Origin of the sequence: Vibrio sp. S12_S33 (genome assembly GCF_963889785.1) — a bacterium.
Lineage (GTDB): Bacteria > Pseudomonadota > Gammaproteobacteria > Enterobacterales > Vibrionaceae > Vibrio > Vibrio aestuarianus.
Genome location: NZ_CAWPQZ010000003.1, coordinates 84,481 through 96,700, shown reverse-complemented (window position 1 = coordinate 96,700; position 12,220 = coordinate 84,481). Strand labels below are relative to the sequence as shown.

The window sequence follows — 12,220 nt, the reverse complement described above, 5'->3', positions numbered from 1 at the left end:
ATTAAGCCGTTTTTCTGTTATAGCACCAATTAACACGCCCTAATTTAGGCGTGTTTCTTTTTTGGCATTTCTAGCGCCAATAACTCTTCCACCAGTTGCGGCACTTCGATGCTGGCTTTTCCATAACGCTTTTCTTCGAATTCACTTTCAACTGCGCTTGGCTCTAGATTGATTTCAATGGTATGTGCTCCGTGCATTCTTGCATCATGTACAAAACCCGCGGCTGGAAAAACAACGCCAGAAGTACCAATAGAAATAAAGAGGTCTGCCTCTTCTAGCTCCGAATAGATATCTCCCATACGCAATGGCATTTCCCCAAACCAGACAATATGTGGTCGCATTTGCGCTGGGAACTGGCAGCAATGACAAAGTTCGCCAGTCAATATGTCATCTTTATGCTCTATTACTTGATTAGAAGCACTGCAGCGTGCTTTTAGCAGTTCGCCATGCATATGAATCACATTGGTGCTGCCTCCTCGTTCGTGGAGATTATCAATGTTTTGGGTAATGATTGTCACCTTCCCTTCTGACTCTTGTTCTAGCTTACCCAAAGCGATATGTGCTGCGTTCGGCTGGATAGCATCGGATTGGAGTTTACGACGTCGTTGATTGTAGAAGTCTTGAACAAGATCAGGGTTGCGTACGAAACCTTCTGGCGTGGCAACATCTTCAATTCGGTGGTTTTCCCACAATCCGTCTTGAGCTCGGAAAGTTTTGATGCCTGATTCGGCTGAAATACCAGCGCCAGTGAGGATAACAATATTTTTGTAGGGGAAATTCATGCGATGTCCTTATTGCTCACTTTCTTGCTAGCTTAGCATTGATGCAATAACAACAGTAGTTTTGAGGATTAGACCATAGTATAAAACGGCTATGAATTTGGCTAATTCTGTGATTTAAGCGAAGTGAAAGTAACCCTTCACCTCGCTCGATATGATTAATCTTCGTTAAGAGATGAGATTTTGTGAATGGCTAAATCTGCACCATTAAATTCATCTTCTTCTGAGAGGCGTAACCCTGTCACCGCGTTTAGCGTGCCATAAACGATGGCCGCGCCAATAACAGCGACAATAATACCTAGTAGTGTTCCAAGTAGCTGTACGGTCAAACTTACGCCCCCAAGGCCTCCCAAAGCGGTTTGCCCAAAAATACCGGCAGCAATTCCCCCCCAAGCACCACATACACCGTGTAAGGGCCATACGCCGAGTACATCGTCGATTTTTGTTTTATTCTGCAGTTGAGTAAATAACCAGACAAACAGTACGCCAGCCACAGCACCAGTCACGAGTGCACCAAGTGGATGCATCAAATCTGAGCCGGCACAAACGGCAACTAAACCAGCCAAAGGACCATTATGGATAAAGCCTGGGTCATTTTTACCAGCAATCAATGCCGCTAAGATACCACCGGTCATCGCAAGTAAGGAGTTCATGGCGACGAGACCACTAATACCATTAAGTGTTTGGGCTGACATCACGTTAAAGCCAAACCAACCGACACAAAGAATCCATGCACCTAACGCTAAAAATGGAATATTTGAGGGGGCAAAATTGGTGTGTTTTCCTGCGCGAATCCGTCCTTTACGCATGCCAAGAAATATGACTGCAACTAGTGCAATCCAACCGCCAACAGCATGTACAACGACAGATCCTGCAAAATCATGAAACCCAGCGCCAAATTGAACTTCAAACCAATTCTGGACACCAAAGTTTCCATTCCAAATCATGCCTTCAAAGAAAGGATAAACTAGGCCGACAGTAAAAAAAGTTGCTACGAGAATAGGATAGAAACGCGCCCTTTCAGCAATACCACCAGAAACAATCGCAGGTATCGCTGCTGCAAAAGTCAATAAGAAGAAAAACTTAACCAATTCATAACCATTTCCTTGAGAAAGCGTCTGCGCATCAGCAAAAAAGTTCGCACCGTATGCCACCCAATAGCCAATAAAAAAGTAGGCGATGGTTGAAACCCCGAAATCAGCAAGAATCTTCACCAAGGCATTCACTTGGTTTTTCTTACGAACGGTTCCTACTTCCAGAAAAGCGAATCCGGCGTGCATTAAAAACACCATGATTGCACCGAGTAATAAAAAAAGGGTATCTGAACTTTGGGTCAGGGCTTGCACAGCACCTTGTACCTGACTTACGGTTTGAGTCATCTGAGTGATTCTCCATCAATGTTGCGCACCAATCCTGTGCTACTTGATTATCACTTCACCAAATCGGGGAAATGCTTGTATTAGCTAGCGTTTCAGCAAGATTTGTTCCGAAAATAGATAGATGAATCAATAAAAATAAAATGCAAGCTAACCTAATGAATAATATTAAATTATTAGTTATACATATCAATTAGGCTTATTGTCGAAATGGATGATATACCTCATCTGTTGCACCGGATTGGATCGTACGCCCCTTTTTGATGCGCACTAATATATGGCGTAAAAAAGCCCAGTATGAAGCTGGGCTTATAGATTATAGATTGGGCCCTTTAGAGGGCTGATGAGGCTGGTTATTCCTCAATTGCTGCATACCTTTTACTATTCTAGCAAGCCAAACTAGGATGGCTAGTAGAGCAAAAATGGCACCGATGATAGGGATCACATAACTTACCGTGTCAATCCATGAGCTTTTATACCAATAGTCATTGAGCCCAACCAAGATACCATTTGAAGTGGCAACAGTGACTAGCAGTACAACAAAGAATGTCAGGTACAAAAAGAAGCTACGAATAAGACCGTAATAATGGGAATTAGCAACCTCACCATCTTGATTTTTATCAAGCCGATATCCTGCATAAATAATGGCAATCACCCCTGAAATTAAACAAGTAAAAGGCGTGAGTAAACTTGCAATATAGACAAACCATATGCTTTTTCGGTTATTACTCATAACGTTATTGTTCATGGGCTTTTTCCCCTTTCACTGGCTCATCACTGCTTACCCTTCCTTCATGTTTTGCATTTTGCATTTCAGCATACCAGAGGTCATGGTGTTCCTTAGCCCAGGTTTCGTCGACTTCACCCGTAACCATACCTTCTAATGCCCCTTCCATTCCAAATAAACCAATATAGATATGGAAGATGAAGCCACAGATTAAAATAAGCGCTGAGAACATGTGAATGAGGTTTGAAAATTCCATGTCACGTCGAGTTTGTCCGAAGATCGGAAAATCCAATACCAAGCCACTGATTGCTGCCACTGTGCCAAAGACAATCAATAACCAGTAAATGACCTTTTCAGCACCATTAGAAAATTCTGCAGAAGGGTGACTTCCTTTATACTTGCCAACCATCCCTCCAAATTTCATAAACCATTTGATATCTACCATATTGAATAATGACTTACGCCACCATTTCAATAACATGCATATCAGCAGGATGAAAAATAGAGGTCCCATATAGTTGTGGTATTGTTTGGCAATGAATATTACCCATCCCCATAGTTCAGTTGGCACATACGGTTTTAAAAAGTGTTTACCATAAACCAGCATTAAGCCACTAAATGCAAGAGTCAAAAAGGTGAACGCCATGCTCCAATGTAATGCTCTGTCCCATCGAGACCAGCGTTTGATTTTCTTGCCTGTGCGCGGAGCACTAAGCATCAATGGTCCAACCAATACGTATGCCAAAATGACCATGGTAATACTACCGAAAATGGCGATAGCGCCCGCAGGAGACATCCATTTTTCTTTAAGTAAAAACCATGCCTCCCCAGGGGCGCTGATCAACATGCCATGTTCTGGGGATTGCGATGTGGTGTAACCCACCTCACCTTGTCTGACTTGTTGCCAAAAATCGGCACCAGCTAATTGTGTCATTTCTCTTTCAACTACTGGAGCTGTTTCATCTTTAGCAAAGCTAGGCGATGAAAATAGCATCACTAGTGCTGCCAATACAGGCAGCATAGCGAGAGTTGCACGTTTTATGTGTTGTAACATACACCTCTCCATCTTTAGCTTTTACTAGCATCGTAGGAAAGGTCTTCACCGTTTGTCCAACCAGCGCCTTTTGCTCCGCGTTCTACGACACGTTGTCGAAAGATATCAGAGACTTTTTCTGCGTCACCAGCAATCAAAGCTTTTGTTGAACACAATGATGCGCACATCGGTAATTTGCCTTCAGCAATACGGTTTGCACCATATTTTTTACGCTCTTCCTCTGAACCAGGCTCGGTATTTGGCCCACCAGCACAGAATGTGCATTTATCCATTTTCCCGCGTTCACCAAAAGCCGATTGCTTAGGAAATTGAGGCGCGCCAAACGGACAGGCGAACAAACAGTAGCCGCAGCCAATACACAGGTCTTTATTGTGGAGCACAATTCCATCCTCAGTGTGCTCAAAGCAGTCTGCTGGGCAAACTGCCATGCATGGTGCGTCGGTACAATGCATGCAAGCCACTGAGATCGAGTTTTCTCCTGGTTCACCATCGTTTAGTGTTACAACGCGGCGGCGTTGAATACCCCACTCCAGTGCATCATCATTTTCATTTTTACATGCAGTGACACAGCCGTTACATTCTATGCAGCGCTTGGTGTCACAAAGGAATTTCATTCTAGCCATTTGTAAGCTCCTTACGCTTTGCGAATGTTACAGAGAGTGACTTTGGTTTCCTGCATTTGTGTTACAGGGTCGTAGCCATAGGTTGTGGCAATGTTTGCTGACTCACCGATCACATATGGGTCGGTGCCTTCAGGGTATTTATGGCGTAGGTCTTCACCTTGGAACTTACCGCCAAAGTGGAATGGAATGAATGCCATGCCTGGTTTGACACGACGAGTTACCATGGCTTTGACGTGAATTCTGCCTTTCTCAGCCCCTTCAACCCAAACCATTTCTCCATCTTTAAAGCCTAAATCGTTGGCATCTTTTGGGTTGACCTCAACAAACATTTCTTGTTGTAGCTCGGCAAGCCATGGATTTGAACGTGTTTCTTCACCCCCACCTTCGTATTCAACCAAACGGCCTGATGTTAGGATGATCGGATACTCGTTAGATTTATCTTGCTGCTGTATTGATTTATACAAGGTCGGCATACGGAAAATTGCGTCTTTGTCATCCCATGTTGGGTAATCAGCAATTAAATCACGACGAGGGGTATACAGTGGCTCCCGGTGCAAAGGTACACGGTCTGGGAATGTCCATACAATGGCGCGAGCTTTTGCATTACCAAATGGAATACAGCCATGTTTGATCGCCACACGTTGGATGCCACCCGACAAGTCAGTCTTCCAGTTTTTGCCTTCTGCCGCAGCTTGTTCTTGTGCGGTTAAGTCACCCCACCACCCTAATTGTTTTAGAAGCTTATCAGTAAACTCAGGGTAACCATCTTCAATTTCACAGCCTTTAGAATAGCTATCGACGGCTAATAAACTTTTACCCTCAAATTCCACGCCAAAACGTGTTCTGAAGTTACCGCCACCTTCAGCTACTGGTTTAGACGTGTCGTAAAGGATATGTGTGCCAGGGTGTTTCATTTCAGGCGTTCCCCAGCATGGCCAAGGTAAACCATAAGTTTCACCATTAGCAGGCCCACCTTCTGCTTCTAATGTCGTCTTATGGAAGGTATGCCAGTTTTGTTGGTGTGCTTTCAAACGCTCAGGACTTTGGCCGGTATAACCGATAGTCCACATTCCTTTATTGAATTCACGAGTGATGTCTTCAATAACAGGCTGATTGTTTTCAACACGGATGTTTTTGAATAATTGCTCGGAGATACCGAGCTTTTTACTCATCAAGTACATAATTTCATGATCAGGCTTTGACTCAAAAAGAGGTTCAATAACTTGATCACGCCATTGAATCGAACGGTTAGAAGCCGTGACACTGCCGTAGGTTTCAAATTGAGTGGTCGCGGGTAGAAGGTAAATACCATCAGTGCGATCGTTCATAATAGCGGCAACGGTTGGATACGGGTCAACAATCACCATCATATCCAGTTTTTGCATCGCTTTTTTCATTTCAACACCGCGGGTTTGCGAGTTAACCGCATGACCCCAATAGAACATAGCGCGAATGTTTTCACGTTGCTGAATGTTATCTTTGTTCTCTAACACGCCATCGATCCAGCGAGAAACCGGAATACCAAAGGTATTCATTGGTGTCGCACCGCCGTAAGTACCACTGTCGAATCGATCTTTTATCCATTCGAAATCAAGGTCCCACACTTTTGCCCAGTGACGCCATGCGCCTTCAGATAGGCCATAATAGCCAGGTAAGGTATCAGATAGCACACCTAAATCAGTTGCACCTTGTACGTTGTCGTGACCACGAAAAATGTTTGCACCGCCGCCAGATTTACCAATATTACCTAAAGCTAACTCCAAGACGCAGTAAGCGCGAGTGTTGTTGTTACCTGTGGTGTGCTGCGTGCCTCCCATACACCAAACAATGCATCCTGGGCGATTTTCAGAGAGTATTTTTGCAGTTTGGTAGACTTCTTCTTCACTAACACCTGTTACACGCTCGACTTCGACTGGTGTCCATTTCGCGACTTCATCACGAATTTCATCCATACCAAATACGCGTTGACGAATGAATTCTTTATCTTCCCATTGGTTTTGGAATACGTGCCATAACACGCCCCAAATAAAGGCAACATCACTACCAGGACGTAGTGATACGAAATGATCCGCCTTTGCTGCTGTACGTGTACGACGAGGATCCGCGACCACGATTTTACAGCTGTTTTTCTCTTTGGCGATCAAGATATGCTGCATTGCAACCGGGTGCGCTTCTGCTGGGTTTGAGCCAATGAACAGCATCGATTTACAGTTATGCATGTCATTGAATGAGTTTGTCATGGCGCCGTAGCCCCATGTATTTGCAACGCCAGCAACTGTTGTTGAGTGGCAAATACGAGCTTGGTGATCGACGTTATTGGTACCCCATAATGAAGCCATTTTGCGGTACAAGTAAGCTTGCTCATTGCTGTGTTTCGCGCTGCCTAACCAATAGACGGAGTCCGGGCCAGATTCTTTGCGAATGTCTAAAACTTTGTTACCAATTTCTTCTATTGCTTGATCCCACGACAGTTTTTTCCATTTGCCGTTTTCAAGTTTCATTGGGTATTTTAAGCGTCTTTCTCCATGGCCATGTTCACGCAGTGCAGCGCCTTTAGCACAATGCCCACCAGCATTAAATGGGTGATCAAATGCAGGTTCTTGACCTGTCCAGACACCATTTTGTACTTCGGCATAAATACCGCAGCCCACCGAGCAATGAGAGCAAATAGTGCGCTTCACTTCAGTTTTTACCGTAGGATCAACACTTTTAGCTTGTGCTTTTTTCATCATGCCGGGAGTAAATAAAGCCGCGCCTGCAACTGCACCACCAGCCGCTAATGAGCTATTTTTCATAAAAGCACGACGACTAATGCCTAGTTTGTCATGTTCTTTCATTACGCTATCGGAGCGTTTGGATAATTTCATTGTCAGTTGCTCCTACAGTGTGTCGTAATAATCACGAATATGTTGAGTTTCGTGGTAACCCTTTTTCTTTACATCATCATTGTTTGAAACCACGTTTTCTGAAGCCGTTGCGGCTTGGACTGTGCCTGATGCCACGACTCCAACGACAGCGGCGGTACTTAGCCCTTTGAGCAAATCTCGACGGCTGTTATCAACTTCTTTATCTTTCTTCATTGAATGCTTCCTCTGCCTGTTTTAAACCGGCTATCTATGGATGCTAACGACGCATCTCTTTTGCTATACCTTTTCTACCTGTAACTCCAAGTGGTTTGGGTATATAAATTAGTGACTCTGAAGTGAGTCTGTTAAATTTTTCACATCAATTTTGATGGCGGTCTTCGCACCTTCAGGAGCTTGGGTGAATTTCACCTGCTCAATAGTTAAAAAGGTGTCCATTAAATTGGCCACACTGAGGTAAAACTTGGCATGACTTGCTTGCCTTATTTGCTCAACTAATTTGCTAAACCAAGGCCCAATATGCTGATTAAAAAACATTTTCTGCGATTCTTCTGGCTGTTCGCACAGATAGCTCATGACTTCACAAATTGCAGAGATATGATCTTCAGGCTCTTTCACACCCTCTGCTCTTTCAAAACCAAGTGTAAGTAGGGTTTGTCTTAGTTGTGCAAGTGGTTTTTCCATTAAGGAACCAGTCAGATGCCAAGAGGCGAATGGAACGACTTCTCCGCGGCCAATACCAATAAAGAGATTTTGAAATTCATCATCGGTATCAACAGCATGACTGGCTGAGCTCTTTAACTCGATCCATGCTTTTGCCATATCAGTATCGTTATTTTCAATGTCTAACTGAGTGAGAAAATCCATTAACTCTGCGCTCGGTTTTTGTCTAAGCAGCATTGCAAGCAGTAGATAAATCTCAAAACGTACTGATTGTCCTAAATGAGTTAAGTCGTCTGTTTTGTGTTCCACGTTAGTTATCCTTAGTAGTTCAACTGTTGGTGTGGATCTTCTGCCATGCCTTCGAAAATATCGACCACTCGGCAGTCCTCACACATCGCAATACGGTTAAGTGCTGCAGCATCTGCGAACTGAGAGTGACCACGTAACTTATTTTGTAGCATGGTGATCATCGATTGCGGGGCAAAAGGTTTATGGCAGCGTAAACATTCGGCAGGTTTTTCGGCATGGAGCGTTTGGACTTGTTGACGAGACGCTTTATCCCAGTTCATTTGTGGCGTTAGTGATAACGCTTGTTCTGGACAAGCTTTGGCACACAAACCACATTGAATACAGTCTTGTTCAATAAAATTAAGGGTTGGCGAATCCCCCGAATGATGCAGTGCGCGGGTTGGACAAACCGCCACACAACTCATGCAAAGTGTGCAATCTTGAGTGTTGCAGCTTACTTTCCCATAAGGTGCAGTACTGGGTAGTGCCACGATGTTATCTTCAGGAATACGAGATGTCGCTAAGGCGTCAATTGCGGTAAATAGCCGTTGGCGTTTATTACCTTCTAAATCCCCTAAAGCGAGATCAAAAGACATGTCCATTAATGTTGGAGGCCCTTCACGCAGTGTTTCTAAATAAAGAATATCAACGCTCTCTTTGGCAATACCAAGTTGTGTAAGCAGAATTTGAGCCATTTCCACTTCTTGATTAAGAATACGAATAATGGTTTCAGGCATGTGACGGCTAGCAGCAAACAGCACTTGGCTTGCGCCATTAACAAGCGCAGCAAACCAAGTATCAATACCCACAGATGGAAGTTCTTCAACGATAACGGGAATGACGTTATCTGGTAAGGCTTGTAGTGCCATTAGGTTGTAGCTTTCATGGCGTGAACTGCAGATCAATACAATTGGGTTGACGCCGCCAGCTGACTCATAGTTAGCTAAAAGTCGTTCTACAAACTTTTGCGTATCAGTTGGATTTGGTAATGCATAATGAATAGCTTCTGTTGGACACGATGTCGCACAAGTTCCTATACCTTGACAAAGGTAAGGATTAATTTGGATATGGTGCCCGGTTTTATCATTACCCTCACTGGTCAAGGCTCCTGCTGGACAAGCATCAACACATCGCTCGCACCCTTTTACACCACGTGAACTATGGGCGCAAAGCTCAGTATCGAGGCGAAAATATTTTGGTTTATCAAAGGTGCCCATTAGCGTTGGAATTTCACTAAGCGCATCTGCCAAGGTTGGATAACCACGACCAACCGGATAATAACCGGGAACAGGCACTTCTTCTGTCATAAAACCGTTCAAAGACAAGTCGAGAACAATATCAAAACAGTCGAGCGCAATCGCCACTTTAGCAAGATTCTGACTTGCACCACGATTTTCGACATTAACTTGAAATGCACCGAGAAAACCCGACACTTCAACCGTGTCGGCAAAATAAAGGTTAGGATGTGTTCCTGGTTCACCATCTATAGAAAGAAGTGTCAGTGAGGTCATACTCGACAGTTGCTCTGCGGTACGAATGATGATGGCTGTAGGGCCTAGAATGAGAGTATGACCGCCACTTTCATAACTTACGGTCGGTGGGATCAAATTGGTGAGTTCAACCGTATGCTCAATGGCATACGCACGGGCGTTACCATTTTTTGATGTCGCTTGCTGTAAGAATTGTTTTAGCATTGCTCAGTTCCATTTAGAACACTAATGTTCGATTAATATGAACGTAGCAAATACCATTCCATAACTAATTTACTTATTTATCAAAGAATTAATAAAAATAGAGCATTGTGATAGTAAACCCACACATAAAGTGCGACATTTTGTCTCGGTAATGACTCATGGTGAGTAAGTCAAAATGTACCGATACTTTATGTGGTATTTTTTGTCTCTGTCATCTGTTGAGCGTTTTCTACTATAATTTCATTCCCTTCAGCTGCATTTTCTGCATCAGCGATGTTCTCGTCGTTGGTTTCCTCGTTTTCTTCATTCATCCAGTCGCGAAGTTTTGCAACGACCTCTGTCGACAGGTTGCTGACTTGATTAAAGTCTTGGTTGTAATCATCCAACATATCGATTTCACTAAAATCGCCATTTAAAAACAATTGACGCAATGCCGCTTTCTTAACACTGGCCTCTGCTGTAGAGGTCAATAGTGTAGCGATGCAGTTTTCGTTGTCTGACGAAGCTGCTTCCTCTTCTTGAGTTATGCTGAGAGCAATCGACTCTTCCCCACTGAGCTCAATTTCAGATTCAGGTTCGGCCTCAGACAATTTTCGCTGTGACCATCTTGATAAAAATCCTTTAGTTTCCGTTGGCACGCCCTGCTCCTTTACGTTTTTTACGACGCTGTTCTAATAGCTCACCATGACGCCCAATAAAAGCTTCCATCCATGCTTGTACTGCAAGTGGCATATCGTTGGACAGTACCAGATAGTCGCCATCCATATAGCGTGAAGCGACGTTTTGTGAAGCGGTTAGTTTGACTATTTTCGGCTCTTGGTCGGTGTCAATATTTTCTAAAACGAGAAATAGCTTGGGTTGCTGAGAGCTTAAATTAAAACGGTAGTCACTCCTTTCATCTCGGTAGAGTTCCAAGAGTGAAATTGTAGAAGATACCGCGGTCGGTTGGAGATTGAACCCTACAAGCTGCCATTGTTTCGTCACCCACATACCAGCGGTAATGTCATGTGCAATGAGGTCGCATTCGATTGGCCATAAGAAATCACTCTTTCCTGCGCCTAGAAGTTCTGATGAAGATGTAGACATGTTTCACCTACTTAAGTTATTAATTAAACACGTAACAGCAAAAATTACGCCACCTATTCAGCATAACGTACTTGTCTTCTTCACAACTGTATTAAAGATTAGACTTTATCCAATTTTTAGTGGCCTTATTTTCATTAAACAGTGGAATAATAATTGCTTGCCAAAACGCAGTCAGAGATTTGATCATTCACTCCAACAAATAGGATCACACAGTGGGTAAGCCAACCATAATTAAAACTAGCGATAACCCTTTACAAACCATAGAAGTAGAAGTGTTTGATGAATACGGTGAAAAACTGACTCAGCAAATTGCCTGTGAACGGCCATTAACCGTGATGTTAAATTGGAAAGAAATTGTGACCTTGATGACGTTAGGATCTCGTCCTGAATCATTGGTGCTTGGTTACTTGAAAAACCAAAGCTTTATATCTGATCCTACCGCGCTTGAGTCGATTATTATTGATTGGCAAACTCATTCGGCCGCGGTGATTACTAAAGAAAATATTGATCATTTGGATAAAGCGTTAAAGAAAAAAACCGTCACCTCTGGCTGTGGACAAGGCACGATGTATGGCAACGTGATGAAGCAACTTGAAAACTACCAAGTGCCACAAACCCCACTTAAACAGTCAGATATTTACTCGGCCTTAGAGGCTCTTACCCACTATAACGACACTTATAAAAAAGCGGGTGCCGTCCATGGTTGTGCCATTTGTCAAAGTGACAAGGTGCTTTCCTTTGTTGAAGATGTTGGTCGTCATAATGCGGTTGATACGTTAGCTGGCGAAATGTGGCTGAATCAACAAAGTGGTGAGGATAAAATTTTCTACACCACGGGGCGGCTAACATCTGAAATGGTGATAAAAGTCGCGCAAATGGGTATTCCTGTATTATTGTCTCGTTCTGGTGTGACGCAAATGGGGTTGGATTTAGCCAAGCAATTTGGTATTACCACTATAGCTCGTGCTAAGGGGCTACGTTTTCAAGTCTTTACCGGTGCCGAAAAAATCAGCTTTGATGTAAAAGGCTAAGTTTATCAATTCAAACTAAAAGCTGGTTCTGCGAT

General features: G+C 43.5%; 12 protein-coding genes. 1 reads left to right on the top strand and 11 read right to left on the bottom strand.

Annotated features, from left to right (window positions below; all coding sequences use genetic code 11):
- Positions 1–44: 44 nt before the first annotated feature.
- The 11 genes from cobB to AACW06_RS02390 all read right to left on the bottom strand — a co-directional run bounded on the left by cobB (position 45) and on the right by AACW06_RS02390 (position 11,154).
- Complete coding sequence (gene cobB / locus AACW06_RS02440) at positions 45–782, bottom strand: Sir2 family NAD+-dependent deacetylase (protein ID WP_192073837.1); 738 nt, start codon at positions 780–782, stop codon at positions 45–47.
- A gap of 155 nt (positions 783–937) precedes the next feature.
- On the bottom strand, positions 938–2,158 hold the full coding sequence (locus AACW06_RS02435) for an ammonium transporter (protein ID WP_192073836.1): 1,221 nt from the start codon (positions 2,156–2,158) through the stop codon (positions 938–940).
- A 313-nt stretch (positions 2,159–2,471) separates the two neighbouring features.
- Positions 2,472–2,888, bottom strand: a complete 417-nt coding sequence (locus AACW06_RS02430) for a hypothetical protein (RefSeq protein WP_192073900.1) — start codon at positions 2,886–2,888, stop codon at positions 2,472–2,474.
- 4 nt (positions 2,889–2,892) lie between these two features.
- Positions 2,893–3,936 (bottom strand): formate dehydrogenase subunit gamma, encoded by a 1,044-nt coding sequence (locus AACW06_RS02425; protein ID WP_192073835.1) that lies wholly within the window; start codon positions 3,934–3,936, stop codon positions 2,893–2,895.
- Between the two features lie 14 nt (positions 3,937–3,950).
- Positions 3,951–4,559, bottom strand: coding sequence for a formate dehydrogenase FDH3 subunit beta (gene fdh3B / locus AACW06_RS02420; protein ID WP_192073834.1), 609 nt, complete (start codon positions 4,557–4,559; stop codon positions 3,951–3,953).
- A gap of 11 nt (positions 4,560–4,570) precedes the next feature.
- On the bottom strand, positions 4,571–7,426 hold the full coding sequence (locus AACW06_RS02415; RefSeq protein WP_168522199.1) for a formate dehydrogenase subunit alpha: 2,856 nt from the start codon (positions 7,424–7,426) through the stop codon (positions 4,571–4,573).
- 12 nt (positions 7,427–7,438) lie between these two features.
- Positions 7,439–7,639 (bottom strand): twin-arginine translocation signal domain-containing protein, encoded by a 201-nt coding sequence (locus tag AACW06_RS02410; RefSeq protein WP_192073833.1) that lies wholly within the window; start codon positions 7,637–7,639, stop codon positions 7,439–7,441.
- Between the two features lie 108 nt (positions 7,640–7,747).
- Positions 7,748–8,323: a TorD/DmsD family molecular chaperone gene (locus AACW06_RS02405; RefSeq protein ID WP_192073899.1), complete on the bottom strand. Its 576-nt coding sequence runs from the start codon at positions 8,321–8,323 to the stop codon at positions 7,748–7,750.
- Between the two features lie 83 nt (positions 8,324–8,406).
- Positions 8,407–10,068 carry a 4Fe-4S binding protein gene (locus AACW06_RS02400; RefSeq protein ID WP_192073832.1) on the bottom strand — a complete coding sequence of 554 codons (1,662 nt, stop codon included), beginning with the start codon at positions 10,066–10,068 and terminating at the stop codon, positions 8,407–8,409.
- Positions 10,069–10,256: 188 nt separating this feature from the next.
- Positions 10,257–10,706, bottom strand: a complete 450-nt coding sequence (locus AACW06_RS02395) for a DUF3306 domain-containing protein (protein WP_337923143.1) — start codon at positions 10,704–10,706, stop codon at positions 10,257–10,259.
- On the bottom strand, positions 10,690–11,154 hold the full coding sequence (locus AACW06_RS02390; RefSeq protein WP_192073831.1) for a DUF3305 domain-containing protein: 465 nt from the start codon (positions 11,152–11,154) through the stop codon (positions 10,690–10,692). The genes AACW06_RS02395 and AACW06_RS02390 overlap by 17 nt, the downstream gene beginning before the upstream one ends.
- Positions 11,155–11,366: 212 nt before the next feature.
- Here AACW06_RS02390 and AACW06_RS02385 point away from each other — a divergent pair, with 212 nt between their 5' ends.
- Positions 11,367–12,185, top strand: coding sequence for a formate dehydrogenase accessory sulfurtransferase FdhD (locus tag AACW06_RS02385; protein WP_192073830.1), 819 nt, complete (start codon positions 11,367–11,369; stop codon positions 12,183–12,185).
- The last annotated feature ends 35 nt before the right edge of the window (positions 12,186–12,220 follow it).